This window comes from Urbifossiella limnaea, assembly GCF_007747215.1.
Lineage (GTDB): Bacteria > Planctomycetota > Planctomycetia > Gemmatales > Gemmataceae > Urbifossiella > Urbifossiella limnaea.
Window position 1 is genome coordinate 1,542,818 of sequence record NZ_CP036273.1, and the last position, 15,425, is coordinate 1,558,242.

General features: G+C 69.4%; 12 protein-coding genes. 5 read left to right on the forward strand and 7 right to left on the reverse strand.

What is annotated here, in order from left to right:
- Positions 1–94: 94 nt before the first annotated feature.
- Positions 95–274, forward strand: coding sequence for a hypothetical protein (locus ETAA1_RS06165; protein ID WP_145235281.1), 180 nt, complete (start codon positions 95–97; stop codon positions 272–274).
- On the opposite strand, the gene ETAA1_RS06170 is transcribed toward ETAA1_RS06165, so the two are convergent.
- The 3 genes from ETAA1_RS06170 to ETAA1_RS06180 form a co-directional block, all read right to left on the reverse strand.
- On the reverse strand, positions 271–1,410 hold the full coding sequence (locus ETAA1_RS06170; RefSeq protein WP_145235283.1) for a sulfite oxidase: 1,140 nt from the start codon (positions 1,408–1,410) through the stop codon (positions 271–273). The genes ETAA1_RS06165 and ETAA1_RS06170 overlap by 4 nt on opposite strands.
- Positions 1,411–1,572: 162 nt before the next feature.
- Entirely contained in the window at positions 1,573–2,610 is a 1,038-nt protein-coding gene (locus ETAA1_RS06175) for an SMP-30/gluconolactonase/LRE family protein (protein ID WP_238389383.1), read from the reverse strand.
- Between the two features lie 199 nt (positions 2,611–2,809).
- Positions 2,810–4,219 (reverse strand): DUF1501 domain-containing protein, encoded by a 1,410-nt coding sequence (locus tag ETAA1_RS06180; RefSeq protein ID WP_145235285.1) that lies wholly within the window; start codon positions 4,217–4,219, stop codon positions 2,810–2,812.
- A 315-nt stretch (positions 4,220–4,534) separates the two neighbouring features.
- On the opposite strand from ETAA1_RS06180, the gene ETAA1_RS06185 reads away from it, so the two are divergent.
- The gene (locus ETAA1_RS06185) at positions 4,535–6,616 is read left to right on the forward strand and encodes a S46 family peptidase (RefSeq protein WP_145235286.1); all 2,082 of its coding nucleotides are present in this window, start codon (positions 4,535–4,537) and stop codon (positions 6,614–6,616) included.
- A gap of 478 nt (positions 6,617–7,094) precedes the next feature.
- Here ETAA1_RS06185 and ETAA1_RS06190 read toward each other — a convergent pair whose 3' ends face one another.
- From ETAA1_RS06190 to ETAA1_RS06205, 4 genes are read right to left on the reverse strand one after another with little or no spacing between them, the layout of a single operon-like run.
- Entirely contained in the window at positions 7,095–7,676 is a 582-nt protein-coding gene (locus tag ETAA1_RS06190) for a carboxypeptidase-like regulatory domain-containing protein (protein WP_145235288.1), read from the reverse strand.
- Entirely contained in the window at positions 7,676–8,614 is a 939-nt protein-coding gene (locus ETAA1_RS06195) for a hypothetical protein (RefSeq protein ID WP_145235290.1), read from the reverse strand. The genes ETAA1_RS06190 and ETAA1_RS06195 overlap by 1 nt, the downstream gene beginning before the upstream one ends.
- A gap of 52 nt (positions 8,615–8,666) precedes the next feature.
- Positions 8,667–9,047: a hypothetical protein gene (locus tag ETAA1_RS06200; protein ID WP_145235292.1), complete on the reverse strand. Its 381-nt coding sequence runs from the start codon at positions 9,045–9,047 to the stop codon at positions 8,667–8,669.
- Between the two features lie 34 nt (positions 9,048–9,081).
- The gene (locus tag ETAA1_RS06205; protein ID WP_145235294.1) at positions 9,082–9,978 is read right to left on the reverse strand and encodes an SMP-30/gluconolactonase/LRE family protein; all 897 of its coding nucleotides are present in this window, start codon (positions 9,976–9,978) and stop codon (positions 9,082–9,084) included.
- A 331-nt stretch (positions 9,979–10,309) separates the two neighbouring features.
- Between ETAA1_RS06205 and ETAA1_RS06210 the strand changes: the two genes are divergently transcribed.
- The 3 genes from ETAA1_RS06210 (at position 10,310) to priA (ending at position 15,325) form a co-directional block, all read left to right on the forward strand.
- A complete protein-coding gene (locus ETAA1_RS06210) occupies positions 10,310–11,218 on the forward strand; it encodes a large ribosomal subunit protein uL3 (protein WP_145235296.1) in 909 nt (302 codons plus the stop codon).
- Positions 11,219–11,288: 70 nt separating this feature from the next.
- Positions 11,289–12,953: a TIGR02996 domain-containing protein gene (locus ETAA1_RS06215; RefSeq protein ID WP_145235298.1), complete on the forward strand. Its 1,665-nt coding sequence runs from the start codon at positions 11,289–11,291 to the stop codon at positions 12,951–12,953.
- Between the two features lie 50 nt (positions 12,954–13,003).
- Positions 13,004–15,325: a replication restart helicase PriA gene (gene priA / locus ETAA1_RS06220; protein WP_145235300.1), complete on the forward strand. Its 2,322-nt coding sequence runs from the start codon at positions 13,004–13,006 to the stop codon at positions 15,323–15,325.
- Positions 15,326–15,425: the final 100 nt, after the last annotated feature.

Here is a 15,425-nt window from a genome sequence, read left to right on the forward strand (position 1 = left end):
CCGGGTTCACGTCAAATGTGGTCCGTGCCGCCGTCAGGTCTCGAGGACTCGACCCGACCTACAACGGCCGGCGCGCTCGCCCCGGAGCATTCCCATGCCCCAACCGGTGGTGGCAGTCCACGACCCCGCGGCGCCGGTGCCGGCGGACGTGTTCCCGCTGCTCGCCGACCGCCCGGCAATTGGCGGCGCGCCGACGGTGTACGTCTGCCGCGACGCGGTGCGCGCCGCGGGTCGGGGTGGAAGCCGTGCGCGAGTGGCTGTCGGGGGCGGCTAGCGCGCCGTCACTTCGACCGGCACGAGGTGGTTGATGAGGTACGAGCGCCGGTCCGGGTCGCGGGTCGGCGGCTGGGTGGCGCCGGCGGCGTCGGTGCAGCGGGCCACCACCCGCGCCGGGCCGCGGGCCGGCGTCCAGTCGAACGACCAGAACACCCACCGGTGCGGTTTCGCGTCGCCGTCCAGCTTCGCCGCCGTCCACGTCGCCCCGCCGTCGGTGCTGAGTTCGATCTTGGCCACCGGCGACTCGCCGGCCCACGCCGCGCCGCGGACGGTGAACGGCCGGCCGGCGGGGATCACCTCCTGCGGCCCGAGGTTGGCGATCACCGCCTTCGGGAGCATCGTCGTGAGCGGCACCGTCTCGGGCTCGCCGCCGGCCCCGCGGGCGTACAGCGAATAGTCCATCGTCTGCCAGAACCCGCCGTAGGGGCGGTCGGTGACGACGATGCGGGTCAGCCACTTCACCGCGGCGCAGCCGAACCACCCGCCGACGACGGCCCGCAGCGGCGCCCCGTGGCTGCGCGTCAGCGGCTCGCCGTTCATGGTGGAGGCGAGCAGCACCTCGTCCTTGCGGGCCTTCGCCAGCGGCAGACCACGGCCGTAATGGATCGGCCCGGGGCTGGCCGGGTCGGCGGTGACGGCCCCGCGGTCGGCGCCGAACAGCACCACGTCCGCGGCGCCGGCCTTCGGGCGGGCGCGGTCGAGGACGGCGCCGAGCGGCGTGCCGGCCCACGCCGCGGTACCGACGCCCCCCGTCGCCCACTGAAGGCCGCGGGCCTGCGGGACCAGGAAGACGCGGCCGTTGCCGGCGCACTCCACGGTCAGCGTCTGCTCGGCCTTGGCCAGCTGGGCCACCTCGGCGAGCGTCAGTTCGAGGCGGTTCTCGACGTGCCCCTCGACGACGAGTTTGAATGTGTTGGGATCGACGACCGGCGCCGCGAAGTGGCTGCGGACGAAGAACTGCTCGGTGGGCGTGACCGCGTGGGCGAAGCCGGACGGCGGCATCTCCAGGTTCCGCGGCTCGTGCATGCGCACGATCATGCCGCGGAACGGCTCCGGCTGACGGGCGGACGCGGCGCCGGCGAGCGGCAGCAGTGCGGCGGCCCGGAGCGCGTCGCGGCGGGTGGGGGCGGGCATGGTGTCGCTCCGAAAACCGGATTAACTACAGAGTCACAGAGAGCACAGAGGGAAGACCGAAAGCAGAGGGAAGACAAGAATCTGGTCTCAAACTCTGCTTCGCTCCGTCTTCTGTCTTTCCTCTGTGCTCTCTGTGACTCCGTGGTTGAATCGCTCTCTTGCTCAGAACCCCAGCCCGCGCGTCGTGGTGCGGACGCGGACGAGCTTGTCGTTGGCGCAGATGTACAGCGTCGCCCCGTCGTCGCCGAACCCGCAGTTGGCGTTCTTGTCGCCGATGACGATCTTGCCCAGGTAGGTGAAGTCCGGGGCGAACACGTACACGCCGTCGGGGCCGGTGGCGAAGATGTTCCCCTTCGCGTCCACCTTCATGCCGTCCGGCAGGCCCGGCTTCTTCGCCACCACCTCGGGCGTGGCGTCGAAGATGACCCGGCCGGCGCCGCTGATGGCGCCGTCGGCGCCGAGCGGGAAGGCCATCCAGATCGCCCGCGCGGGGTCGGAGTTGGCCACGTACAGCGTCTTGTTGTCCGGCGACAGCGCGATGCCGTTCGGCCGGCTCATCTCCTTCGTCAGCAGCGTCAGCTCGCCGTTCGGCTTCAGCCGGTAGACGCCCTGGAACTGCAGCTCCTTCGCCGGGTCGTCCATCTGCTTCGGCAGGCCGTACGGCGGGTCGGTGAAGTACAGGTCGCCGTTCGGGTGGTACACCAGGTCGTTCGGGCTGTTGAACCGCTTCCCGTTGTACTTGTCCGCGACCGTCTGGAACTTGCCGTCGGCGGTGAGGCGGGAAATCCGCCGGTCGCCGTGCTGGCACAGCACGAGGGCGCCGTCCTTGTCGAACGCGAGGCCGTTGGCCCCGGGCTCGTAGCCGGTGAACGGCTCCTTGCCGGTGTAGCCGCTCGGCTTCAGGAACTCCTTGAGCCCGTCGGCCGGCGACCAGCTCATGACGCGGTTGTTGGGGATGTCGGTGAACAGCACCCGCTTGGCCTTCTTGTCCCAGACCGGCCCCTCGGTCCACTTGAACCCGCCGGCGAGCACCTCGATGACGGCGCCCTTGGGGAGGAGTTCGTCGATCTTGGCGTTCTTGCGCTCGATGCTACCGATGGTGGCCTTCTTCTCGCCGGGCTGCGCCGCGGACGGCGCGGGGGCGAGGGCGACGAGGGCGGCGGCGGCGAGGGCGGCCGGCGCGGCGAACACGCGCAACATGGGGCGGGGCTCCGGGAGAGACTGTGGACGGGATACAGAAAGCAGATTAACCACAGAGTCACAGAGAGCACAGAGGGAAGACCGAAAGCCGAGCGGAAATCCTATTCGAAAACAAGGTCTTCATTCTTCCTTGCTTTCGGTCTTCCCTCTGTGCTCTCTGTGACTCTGTGGTTAATCGGCCTCCGGCCTCCCGTCCCCGCTAAGCCAGCGCCTTTTCGACCACGCGCCCCGCCACGTCCGTCAGCCGCTCGTCGCGGCCGTCGTGCGGGTACGTCAGCCGCTCGTGGTCGAAGCCGAGCAGGTGCAGGATCGTGGCGTGGAAGTCGTTCACGCTCACGCGGTCCTCGATGCCGTGCAGGCCGAACTCGTCGGTGGCGCCGACGACGGTGCCGCCCTTCGATCCGCCGCCGGCCAGCCACATGGTGTAGCCGAGCGGGTTGTGGTCGCGGCCGCGCCCGCCCTGGCTGTTGGGCGTCCGCCCGAACTCGCTGCACCACACCACCAGCGTGTCCTTCAGCAGCCCGCGCCGCTTCAGGTCCGTCAGCAGCGCCGCCACCGGCCGGTCGGCGTGGCCGCACATCGTCTCGTGGTTGCCGTTGATGTCGTCGTGCGCGTCCCACTGCGTGATCAGCGGCCCGCCGCCGCTGTACACCGTGACGAACCGCACCCCGCGCTCGACGAGCCGGCGGGCCAGCAGCAGCCGCGTGCCGAAGTCGGCCGTCTTCGCGTCGTCGGTGCCGTACAGCGCCTTCGTCTCGGCCGTCTCGCGGCTCAGGTCCACGGCCTCCGGCGCGTGCTGCTGCATCCGGAAGGCGAGTTCGTAGCTGGCGGTGCGGGCGTCGAGGTCGGGGTCGCCGGGCGGGGCGTGCAGCTCGTTGAGCCGCCGCACCAGGTCGAACGAGCGGCGGTTCTGCTCCGGCCCGGTGCCGGGCGGCGGCCGCAGGTTGAGGATCGGGCTCGCCCCGCGGCGCAGCAGCGTCCCCTGGTACACGGCGGGGAGAAAGGCGCTCCCCCAGCACGGCGCCCCGCCCTCGGGCACGCCTTCGGGCTGCGGCAGCACGCAGTACGCCGGGAGGTTCTGGTTCTCGGTGCCGAGGCCGTACGTCACCCAGCTGCCGAGGCTCGGGAAGCCCATGAGCGTGCGGCCGCTGTGCAGCTCGTACATGGCCGGGGCGTGGACCGTGGACGTACACCAGCACGCCCGCAGGAAGCAGATGTCGTCCGCACACGCGGCGGTGCGCGGCATCAGGTCGGACAGCTCGATGCCGCTCTTGCCGTAGCGCTGCCAGCGGCGCGTGCTCGGCAGGATGACCTCGTTGCCGGTGGTGAACTGGCTGCGGGCGCGGCCGGCCGCCTCGGGCAGCGGCTTGCCGGCCTGCCGTTCGAGTTCGGGCTTGCGGTCGAACAGGTCCATCTGGCTCGGCCCGCCGACGGCGAAGATGAAGATGACGCGCTTGGCCTTCGGCTCGAAGTGCGGCCGCTTGGCGGCGAGCGGCGAGCGGGGCTGGGCGTGGGCCTCGTTCAGTAGCGCGTGGAGGGCAATGCCGCCGAGGCCGCCGCCGGCGGCGTAGAGGAAGTCGCGGCGGCTGCGGGGGGTGTGCGGGGTCATGGGTTGAGCGTACCCGCGGGGCGGGGGCGCCGCAAGCGGCGAGGCGGTCAGAGCCCCGAAGGGGCGGCAGCCAATAGCCCGGGGCGTAAGCACTGGGAGGCCTACGGCGGAGACGCACCCAGGGCTTGCGCCCCGGGCTATTGGCTGCCGCCCCTTCGGAGCTCCGGACCAAAGCCGCGGGCGTCTCCGACTGATCACATCGAGCCACCCGCGTCCGGCGGCCAGTATACCCTGCCCGGTGGGCGTTCGCGCCCGCCGCGTCTAAACCATCACCCGCCGGCGCCCCCTCCCCGCGTCCCTCACGGAGAGCGACCGATGACTCGCAGACTGACCGCCGCACTCGGAGTGCTCCTCATGGCCGCCACCCCCACCTTCGCCGACGAAGGGATGTGGCTGTTCAACAACCCGCCCGCCGCCCAGCTCAAGGCGAAATACCAGTTCGAGCCCACCCCCGACTGGCTCGACCACCTGCGGCTCTCGTCCGTCCGGTTCAACTCCGGCGGGTCCGGCAGCTTCGTCAGCGCCGACGGCCTCGTCATGACCAACCACCACGTCGGCGCCGACGACCTGGCCAAGCTGTCGGACGAGAAGAACAACTACCTCCGCGACGGGTTCCACGCCAAGACCCGCGACGCCGAGATCAAGTGCAAGGGGCTCGAACTCAACGTCCTGCTCGCCATCAAGGACGTGACCAACGACGTGAACGCCGCGGTGAACCCGGGCATGGCCCCGGCCGACGCGTTCAAGGCCCGGCAGGCCCGCATCGCCGAGATCGAGAAGGCCAACGCCGACGAGAAGGCCAGCGTCCGCGCCGACGTGGTGAGCCTGTACGCCGGCGGGCAGTACCACCTGTACACGTTCCGCAAGTACACCGACATCCGCCTCGTGTTCGCCCCCGAGAAGGGCATCGCGTTCTTCGGCGGCGACCCGGACAACTTCGAGTACCCGCGCTACGACCTCGACGTGTGCTTCTTCCGCGTCTACAACGGCGGCGCCCCGCTGAAGACGCAGCACTACCTGAAGTGGAGCGCCGCCGGGGCCAAGGAGAACGAGCTGGTGTTCGTCTCGGGTCACCCCGGCCGCACCAACCGGCAGAACACCGTCGCCGAGCTGCAGTACCTCCGCGACACCGGCTACCCCTACCTCCTCCAGCGGCTCGTGCGGCTGGAAGTGCTGCTGAGCGCCTGGGGCGGCCGCACGGCCGAGAACATGCGCCGCGCCGAGGACGACCTGTTCAGCATCCAGAACAGCCGCAAGGCCCGGCTCGGCGGCCTCGCCGGGCTGCTCGACCCGAAGCTGTTCGGCCGCAAGGTGGCCGACGAGCAGCGGCTCCGCGAGTTCATCGGCAAGAGCATGAACACCGACGTGAAGGCCGCCGAGGGGGCGTTCGCCGCCGTCGAGAAGGCCGAGAAGGTGCGGGCCGAGCTGATCCGCGACCTGACGCTGCTGGAGAACGCGGCCGGGTTCAACAGCGCGTCGTTCGGCATCGCCCGCACCCTGGCCCGCGCCGCCGACGAGCTGCCGAAGGCGCCCGCCGAGCGGCTCCGCGAGTTCGGCGACGCCCGCATCCCGTCGCTGAAGTTCCAGCTCTTCTCGGACGAGCCGATCCACGAGGACATCGAGACGGTGAAGCTCACCGACGGCCTGACGTTCCTGGCCACGAGCCTGGGGCCGGACCACGAGCTGGTGAAGAAGGTGCTCGCCGGCAAGTCGCCGCGCGACCGGGCCTACGAGGTGGTGAGCAAGACGAAGGTCCGCGACCCCGAGTTCCGCAAGAAGATGTTCGAGGGCGGTAAGGCCGCGGTGGACGCGGCCGCCGACCCGATGATCGAGCTGGCGCGGCTGGTGGACCCGGCGTCGCGGGCGGCCCGGCGGCGGTTTGAGACGGAGGTCGAGGAGCCGAAGCGGCAGGCGCACTCGGCGCTGGCGAAGGCCCGGTACGCGATGGACGGCGACCAGGTGTACCCGGACGCCACGTTCACGCTGCGGCTGGCGTTCGGCACCGTGAAGGGGTACACCGAGGCCGGCAAGGCGGTGCCCCCGTTCTCGACGATGGACGGCCTGTACGCCCGGAGCAAGGAGCTGGGGAACACCGGGCCGTTCGAGCTGCCGAAGCGGTGGGTCGACCGCAAGGACAAGCTCGACCTGAAGACGCCGTTCAACTTCGTGTGCACGGCGGACATCATCGGCGGGAACAGCGGCAGCCCGGTGGTGAACAAGGCCGGCGAGGTGGTCGGGCTGATCTTCGACGGCAACATCCAGAGCCTGGTGCTGGACTTCATCTACGACGAGTCCGAGGCCCGCGCGGTGAGCGTGGACAGCCGGGCGATCGTGGAGGCGCTGCGGAAGGTGTACGACGCCGACGCGCTGGTCGCGGAGCTGACCGGGAAGAAGTAAGCGCGGCGAGCGTCCCGAGTCCGCGGGCTGTTCCCGAGCGCGTCTGGTGCGCCCGGGAACAGCCCGCGGACGCGGGACGAGAAGCTTCCGTTCCGGGAATATTCTTGCGACCACTCGCCACCCCGCGGTACGCTCCGTCGGACGGGCCGTGCCCGCCGCGGGGGTGTTCGTCCGCTGGACGATCCGGCCGTGGAAGGTGATCTTCGGCAACCCCCGGCTGCTGCCGTCGGTCTAGCCGCGATTCTTGTTTCCGGCCGAGGGGGGTCGATCCCCGGAAACATGTCACCGACTCATAAAAAAGTTCGTTGACGCGATCGGCCGCCCGTGCGTCGGCCGGAACCCTTTCTCCAACTGAATCTTCCGGCTGTGCGACTACCGTCGATCGCTGGTGACCCACACCTTCCCACACGTCTCGTCAACCCACTACACAGCAGGCTGATCATGCGATCTTTCACGAATTCGAGCACGACTGCGGGTGCTATTTCACTACTGGCTTGAACAGGGCCGTGACCGATCTTCTTCGATCCGTGACATAAACGGCCACCGTATTGTCCTCGCCGGGCAAGAACAGGTTGGTGTTCCCAAACAAGTAACGCTGGGTCTCATCATCGAATCGTGCTAGCAGCCGTTGCTTTTCCTCAGCCTTCTCTTTCGACGCAGCGAGGAGCAGCAGACGCTCTGCAGACTGCAAGGTTTCGAGAAGGGCGAGTCCGGGTCGTGGCTGGCCCTTCCGGTACATCACGTTATTTATCTCTTGTGCTTTGCTCTCAGCCAAGCGACTAATAACGACCGTATCCATATTCGAGTGACTGTAAATAATGTCATATGCAGCGTCGTACTTAAGACCGTTGAATTCGTAGACGCCGTCTTTGTTGGTTATCACACTGTGAACCGAGTCGTTCTTGCCAGTAGGGTGGAGCTCAACGCTTACCCCCTGGATGGGTTGCTTCGTGGAGTCGACCACAACACCTTTGACCTTCTGGCCGTGTGCTATGGCAGGTAGGCCAACGAGAGCGATGAGAACGGAACATGGGCGGAGTAATCGGATGCTCTGGACCATCACTTCGCTCCTGTACTGGTTGTGCGGGGCGTAGTAGCCTTGATCTGCTGGTTCAGCTTCGTCGGAAATGGTCGGTGATCCTTCAGCGTAACCCGGAGGATGCCGAAAACGCGGTCGCCGGGTTCTGAAGCTGGAATTGACAGCGTAAGAATGTCATCGACCGATTGGTCAGCGGGGACAGGTTCGTAGGCACGCACTTCCCGACCATCGCGCACCCTAAACACGTACCCGGTGACTTCGAACCACCCAGGTTCGACAGACTGTAAAGTTAGCTGGAATGGCTTCGTGGGATGCGGGAACGGGTGCGTCTCGAACAAGACGATCTTGTAGCGCTGCCCTTCTCCATTACCTTCCGCGGCAAGAGAGGTGCGGATCGCATTGAGAAACGGGGCCTTTTCGATCACTACTTTGTCCTGAGTAGGATCAAAGTACCGGGCCTCATGAAAAGTAATTTCCGCCGGAATGTCCGTGCGGACATGGTGCAAGAGGGGCGCCAGCCCTATCGACGCGACCAAGCCGACAAAGGTGGCACCTGCGGCAAACACCCAGCAGCGATGTCGGCGGTCTAACGATTCAAGGTAGCTGGCAAGACCATCTCGCTCCGCCTTGCTGAAAGGTCTGCTGGCCCGACGGATTTCTTTAGCCGCCTCTGCTGTACGTGCCGACGGCGTCCCCAGCCAACGGATGAAAAACGCTGCGAGCAGTGCAAGGAACCCAAGCAAAAGCGAGACATACCGATCCGATAGGATACCAGGAAGCCAACCTGGAAGCCATTGCGCAAAACCGACTGCCACAGGGGACAGGAACATAAGTACGTAGCTGACTATCTCGCTGACCTTCCACCATCCAGTCAGGTTCGACAGGTCTTTGGGTAGGTCCGGCAAGTGGCTACCGGAGTTCCCCTCTCCATTTGAGTCTTCTTGTTTGTCGATGGGCACTGCACACTCCTTCAAAGCACCTTGCCCGTGAGACGGAGCGGCGGAGTCGTCGTCACATCAGCGCCGGCCCGTCGGGGTCCACGGCGACCACCCCGGGGAACGACCGCAGCACCTCGACGACCGTGTGGAAGTCGGCGAGGTGCTCGACGAACGGGTCCGGCGTGTCGCTCCACACCTCGACCCGGCGGTCGCACCGGGCGAGCCCCTGGCCGTCTTCCAGGCCGGCGATCCTCTCGGCCATCTCGACCGACTCGGCCAGCGCGGCGGGTCCGGCGTTCAGGATCAGTTCAATCTCCCAGTCGCCCTTCTGCACGGTGACCTGGGCGCCGGCCTGCGACACCGCCGCGTCCGGGAAGCGGGCGCGAAGGCGGGCGGCGGCGTCGTCCAGCGTGAACGGGCAGTCCGGCGGGAGCAGGCCGTAGGCACGGTACATCGCAAGTCTCCGGGGTGTGGGGGCCGGCGCTGCCCTACTGCCGGGCGGCGCCCTTGGTCTTCATCTTCACCGCGTACAGGCTCTTGCCGGTGGTGATGAACAGCGTCCGCATGTCGGCGCCGCCGAAGCACACGTTGGTGCAGCCGCCGTCCGGCGTGTCGATCTGCGCGATCTTCTTGCCCGCCTTGTCGTAGACCTGCACGCCGCGCGTCGTGAAGTACACGTTGCCGGCGTCGTCCACGGTCATGCCGTCGGACGCCTGGTTGGCGAACACGCGGCGGTTCTTCAGCGTGCCGTCCGCCGCGATGTCGTAGGCGTGCGTCTTGTTCACCCCGAAGTCGGCCACGTACAGCGTCTTCCCGTCCGGCGTGCCGATGATGCCGTTCGGCTGCTTCACGTCCGCGTCCGCCTTCGACAGCGTCCCCTCCTTCGACAGGAAGTACACCGCCTGCGGCTGCTCCTGGGGGCCGCGCTTCCAGTACGGCCGCTTGTACAGCGGGTCGGTGAAGTACGCCCCGCCGTCGGGCCGCACCCAGATGTCGTTCGGGCCGTTCAGCAGCTTGCCGGCGTGGTCCTTCACCACCACCGTCACCTTCTTCGTGGCCACGTCGATCTTCCACAGCTCGTTCTGGGCGTCGGCGCAGGCCCAGAGGGTGCCGGCTGCGTCGAAGCAGAGGCCGTTCGACCGGCCGCAGGGCTCCATGAAGGTGGTGAGCTTGCCGTCGGCGGACCACTTGTGGATGCGGTCGTTGGGCTGGTCGGTGAAGTAGACGTTGCCGGCGGCGTCGGGGGCCGGGCCCTCGGTGAACGCGAACCCGCCGGCGAGCTTCTCGGGCACCGCCCCGTCGGCGACGGGCGAGACCGGGGGCGGGAGTTGTGCGGCGGTGGGGAGGGCGGCGAGGAGCGCGAGCGCGAGGGAGAGGGGGCGCATGGGGATGTTCCGAGAATGCGGATGAGACAGCGCGAACGCCGCCCGGGGTTGCCACCCCGGGCTAACGACGGCCGCCCCTCCGGGGCTTAATCCGGCTCGGGGCTTGAGCCCCGGAGGGGCGTTCGTGCTGAGCCCGGGGTGGCAACCCCGGGCGGCCTACGGCGGAGCGCCGGAAGCGTCACGCGCGTCTGGCCGTTCACCGCCGCGGTCGTATCCTATACGCTTTCGCCCCCGGGTTCACCAACCGACTGATGCACGGCGCTCCCCGCGCCGGATCGCAGGTCGGCCGGGGCCACCACCAGAGCCGCCGTTCCACGGCGGGAGCGTTCCCATGTCGCTGGGTCTAATCGGGTACAAGGTCGGCATGACGCAGTTCTTCACCGCCAGCGGGGCGGTGGAGCCGGTCACGGTTCTCCGCGTCGGGCCGTGCCCCGTGCTGCAAATCAAGTACGAGGGCACCACGGACGGCAACCGCAAGGTCGTGAAGGACGGCTACACCGCCGTGCAGATCGGGTTCGACGACAAGCCGCGCAAGAACGCCACCCGCCCCGAGCAGGGGCACGTGGCCGCGAACCTGAAGTCGAAGCGGAAGGAGGCCCGCCAGAAGGCCGGCGTCAAGCTCCCGCCGAAGGCCGACGTGGAGCCGCAGCGCCACATCCGCGAGTTCCGCCTCGACCGCGTGGGGGCGTTTACCCTCGGCGTGAAGTCGGCCGACGCCGAGTCCGCCACGGTGACCGTGGAGCGCGTCAAGAGCACCGGCAACATCCTGAAGCCGCACGAGGGCTACCAGGAGGACGTGACGCTGACGGTGGGCCAGAAGCTGACCGTGGCGGACGTGTTCAAGGACGTGGTGGCGGTGGACGTGATCGGCACCACGAAGGGCCGCGGCACGCAGGGCGTCATGAAGCGGCACAACTTCGCGGGCTTGCCGGCGGCGCACGGTGCGAAGAAGGTCCACCGGCAGGCCGGGTCGACCTCGTCGCTGGCGAGCAACCGCGGTAGCGGCCGCCCGAAGAAGGGCATGAAGCGGGCCGGCCGGTACGGCAACGAGCGGGTGACGATCCGCAACCTGACGGTGGTGAAGGTGGACGCGGAAAACAACCTGATCCTGGTGCGCGGCGGCGTGCCGGGCCACCCGAACGCGGTGGTGATGGTGCGGCCGACGAACAAGGTCGGCCCGGGTTCGCCGCGGGCGAAGGCGAACAAGAAGGAATCGGCCCCGACCGGGAAGAAGAAGTAAGGTCCCCATTCGCCGCTTGCGGCGTAGCGTCGCGACGCTACGCCGCGAGCGGCGTGTATACACTTCGGGCATGTCCGCCGCCCCGGCACTTCTGGCCGCGATCCGCGACCGCCCCGACGACGACACCCCGCGCCTGGCCTACGCCGACTGGCTCGACGACGCCGGCGACGCCGCCCGCGCCGAGTTCGTGCGCGTGCAGGTGCAGCTGGCCCGCCTCCCCGACCACGACCCCGCCCGCCCCGAACTGGAGGACCGCGAGCACGAGTTGCTGGCGGCGCACGAGCCCGCGTGGCTCGGCGTGCCGGGCGACGCGCTCACCGAGTGGGAGTGGGAGCGCGGCTTTGTGAACGAGGTGGCATGCGGCCCCGACGCCCTGGCCGAGCACGGGTCGGCCCTGTTCGCCGGCCACCCGGCCCGCCGCTGGCGGGTGGTCGGGCACCGGTCCGATTGCTGCGCCCAGGTTGCCCACGCTTGGGGCGACCGCATCGAGGCGCTCGACCTCCGGGTCGCCCCTCTATCGACCGGCGCAACGGTGCAGTGGCTGGCCGACCACGACTGGTCCCGGCTCGCGGACGTCACACTGGGCGGGTTTGCCGACACCCGGTGGCAGGCCGATCCGGCCTCAGGGATGCGATTCCGCGCCCAGCTCCGAGCGTTCCACGCGAGCGGACCCACGGGAGAGTACCGACTCGGTCCGGTGGCCCGGTTCATCGAGCCGGCGGGGCTCGCCGACCTCGGCATCCAGGGCTGCCGCGCGACCGCTCCCGGGCTGGAGTGGCTCCTCGCCGCCGCGGCCTGCCGGCCGCTGACCCGACTCGACCTTTCTGACAGCAGCCTCGCACCGGACGCCCACCGGGCCTTCGCCCGCCCCGCGCCCGCGCTTACCGCCCTCGACGTGTCCAGCACCCCGCTCGCCGCGTTCGCACTCGAACCGCTGCTGAACGCCCCCGCGCTCGCCGGGCTGCGCGAGCTGAGCGCCAACCGCTGCGGGTCGGCCGCGGCCGTGGTGCGGGCGCTGCTCGGGTCGCCCTTCTGGTCGCAGGCCGAAACCCTCCGCCTCGCCGACGCCACCGCCCCCACGCGGCTCGTCGAGCCGCTGTTCGCCGCCGACGGCCCGGCCGCGCTCCGAACCCTCGACCTGTCGAACAACTTCCTTTACGACGCCGGCGTCGCCGACCTGTGCAACGCGAACTGGTCCGGCTCCCTGACGTGGCTCGGCCTCGGCCGGAACTATCTGACGGACACCGCCGCCGAGCGCATCGCCGCGTCCGGCCGCTTCCGCCACCTGCGGACGCTCCACCTCAGCTACAACCACCCGCGCTGGCTGGAAGACAACGACTTCGACGGCCGCGTGACGGACCGCGGCGCGGTGGCGCTGGCGTCGAGCCCCGGGCTGGCGGCGCTGCGCGTGCTGACGCTCACCGGTGTCAGCCTGTCCGCGGCGGGCGTCGATGCGCTGCTGAATGGCCCGTTCTGGCGGCTGGCCGGGTTGGGCCTCGGTCGTTGCGAGCTGACGGCGGAGGCGGTGCGGGTGCTGGCCCGGTCGCCGCGACTGGCGCGGCTGTCGTTCCTCGACCTGAGCGGCAACCGCGACCTGCGCGGCGACGCCCTCCGGCCGCTAGCCGAGAGCCCGTACCTGTCGCCGCTGCTGGAACTCGACATCCACGGCTGCGGCGCGTCGGAGGCGGTGGGGACCGAACTGCGGTCGCGGCTCGGGCGCCGGGTGGGGTTGTGACGGGCCAACCGTCATTGCCCCGCACCCCCGCTCCGGGGTAGCGTGGGGGCATGGAAACCCTCGAGCTTAACCCAACCTCGATCACCCCGCTCGACACCCCCGTCGGCATCTACGCCGACATCGTCTTCGACCGCCCGCTCGACCACCCGTACACCTACGCCGTCCCCGCCGCGCTCGCGGGCAAGGTCGGCACCGGTAAGCGCGTCGAAGCGCCGTTCGGCCGCGGCGGGCGGACCACGTCCGGGTTCTGCGTCCGCGTCGGCCACAACCCGCCGGCCCGCGGCGAGGTCAAGGACATCGCCCGCGTCCTCGACGACGACGCCCTCGTCGACGAGCACCTGATGAAACTCACCCGCTGGATGGCCGACTACTACCTGTGCGGCTGGGGCCAGGTGCTCCACGCCGTCGTCCCGGCCGGGGTCCGCGACAACGCCGGCACCCGGCAGGCGACGTTCGTCGAGCCGGTGGCGAAGGCCGAGCTGCCGAACCCGCTGCCGACGATCACCGCAGTGCAGAAGGCGGCGCTCGACTGCCTCAAGAAGGAGAACCGCCCGCTGGAGCTCGGCCAGCTCGCCCGGCTGGCGAAGTGCGGCCCCGGCGTCGTCGCGTCGCTCGTCAAGAAGCGGCTGCTGAAGAAGTTCACCGAGCGCGTCGAGAGCGAGGCGGGGGGCCAGCACGAGCGCGCCGCGGAAGCCGATGACAGCCCGGTGTCACCGCCGCCCGACATCCAGCTGAACGCCGACCAGACCGCCGTCTGGGACAAGCTCAACCCGATCCTGCACGCGGGCGGGTTTCATGCGTTCCTGCTGCACGGCGTCACCGGCAGCGGCAAGACGGAGATTTACCTCCGCGCCATCGAGGAGGTCGTGAAGCAGGGGAAGGAGGCGATCGTCCTCGTCCCCGAAATCTCGCTGACGCCGCAGACGCTGGAGCGGTTCCGCGGCCGCTGCGGGAACGTCGCCGTCCTCCACAGCCACCTCACCGACGCCGAGCGCGGGGCGTACTGGCGGCGCGTCGCCACCGGGCACGTGCAGGTCGTCGTCGGCGCCCGCAGCGCCGTGTTCGCCCCCACCCGCAAGCTCGGCCTCATCGTCATCGACGAGGAGCACGAGACGACGTTCAAGCAGGAGGCGACGCCGCGCTACCACGCCCGCGACGTGGCCGTGATGCGCGCCCGGCTCGAAGACATCCCCATCGTCATGGGCTCCGCCACGCCGAGCCTCGAAAGCTGGGCCAACGCCGCCCGCGGGGCGTACACGCTGCTGGAACTGCCGAAGCGCGTGGAGGACCGGCCGATGCCGCCGGTGCAGGTGATCGACCTGCGACACGAGCCGAAGCCGCAACACGGGCGGCCGGGCGCGATCAGCCCGACCCTCGAAGCCGCGATGCGCTCCACACTGAAGGCGAAGGGGCAAGTCATCCTGATGCTGAACCGCCGCGGGTTCAGCACGCACGTCCACTGCCCGGGGTGCGGCCACGTCGCGCAGTGCGCCCACTGCGACCTGGCGCTGACGTTCCACCGCACGAAGGCGGCGCTGGTGTGCCACTACTGCGGCTGGGAGACCGCCCCCTACGCCAAGTGCCCCGGCTGTGGCCAGGCGGCGATCCGCTACCAGGGGCTGGGCACCGAGAAGCTGCATGTCGAGATCGAGGAGAAGTTCCCTGGCAGCGTGTGCCAGCGGATGGACTCGGACACGATGAGCAAGCCCGGCAGCCACCAGCGCGTGCTCGACGCCTTCCGCGACGGGCTCGTTCACATCCTGGTCGGCACGCAGATGATTGCGAAGGGGCTGGACTTCCCGAACGTCACGCTGGTGGGCGTGGTGAACGCCGACGTGGGGCTGCACCTCCCCGACTTCCGCAGCGCCGAGCGGACGTTTCAGCTGCTGGCGCAGGTGGCGGGCCGCGCCGGCCGCGGCGAGAAGGGCGGGCGGGTGCTGGTGCAGACGTACACGCCCGAGCACCCGTGCATCACGCTGGCGGCGGGCCACGACTACGCCACGTTCGCGGCCCAGGAGCTGGTCCACCGCAAGCAGCACAAGTACCCGCCGTACGAGCGGATGGCCCGGCTCATCGTCCGCAGCGAGAAGGAGGAGGCGGCCGGCGCCTTCGCCGACACGCTGGCGGGCGCCTTCCAGAGCGCGCTGGCAACGCACGCGCGGGACTCCGCCGGCAAGCCGCCGCCGGTGCGGCTGCTCGGCCCGGCGGAGTGCCCGGTGTTCCGGCTGAAGAACTTCTACCGGTTCCACTTCCAGGTGCAGGCCGACAGCAGCGCCGCGCTGCACGACGTGCTCCGCGCCGCGCTGGCGACGGCCCGCCCGCCGAGCGGCGTCGAGTTCCAGGTGGACATCGACCCGTACAGCATGTTGTGACGCGAGCCGGGCGATCGGCCCGCTCACGACGGCCGCTCGCCGGGTCTGTCGCTTCCCCGGCGCGGGGTGGTATGATAAACCCAATTCTCCCCGGCCCCGG

What these genes read in the sequence shown, in the direction of transcription:
- ETAA1_RS06185 (WP_145235286.1), top strand. Translation starts at nt 4,535, where the DNA reads ATGACTCGCAGACTGACCGCCGCACTCGGAGTGCTCCTCATGGCCGCC.
- ETAA1_RS06215 (WP_145235298.1), top strand. Translation starts at nt 11,289, where the DNA reads ATGTCCGCCGCCCCGGCACTTCTGGCCGCGATCCGCGACCGCCCCGAC.
- ETAA1_RS06175 (WP_238389383.1), bottom strand. Translation starts at nt 2,610, where the DNA reads ATGTTGCGCGTGTTCGCCGCGCCGGCCGCCCTCGCCGCCGCCGCCCTC.
- priA (WP_145235300.1), top strand. Translation starts at nt 13,004, where the DNA reads ATGGAAACCCTCGAGCTTAACCCAACCTCGATCACCCCGCTCGACACC.
- ETAA1_RS06180 (WP_145235285.1), bottom strand. Translation starts at nt 4,219, where the DNA reads ATGACCCCGCACACCCCCCGCAGCCGCCGCGACTTCCTCTACGCCGCC.
- ETAA1_RS06200 (WP_145235292.1), bottom strand. Translation starts at nt 9,047, where the DNA reads ATGTACCGTGCCTACGGCCTGCTCCCGCCGGACTGCCCGTTCACGCTG.
- ETAA1_RS06190 (WP_145235288.1), bottom strand. Translation starts at nt 7,676, where the DNA reads ATGGTCCAGAGCATCCGATTACTCCGCCCATGTTCCGTTCTCATCGCT.
- ETAA1_RS06170 (WP_145235283.1), bottom strand. Translation starts at nt 1,410, where the DNA reads ATGCCCGCCCCCACCCGCCGCGACGCGCTCCGGGCCGCCGCACTGCTG.
- ETAA1_RS06165 (WP_145235281.1), top strand. Translation starts at nt 95, where the DNA reads ATGCCCCAACCGGTGGTGGCAGTCCACGACCCCGCGGCGCCGGTGCCG.
- ETAA1_RS06205 (WP_145235294.1), bottom strand. Translation starts at nt 9,978, where the DNA reads ATGCGCCCCCTCTCCCTCGCGCTCGCGCTCCTCGCCGCCCTCCCCACC.
- ETAA1_RS06210 (WP_145235296.1), top strand. Translation starts at nt 10,310, where the DNA reads ATGTCGCTGGGTCTAATCGGGTACAAGGTCGGCATGACGCAGTTCTTC.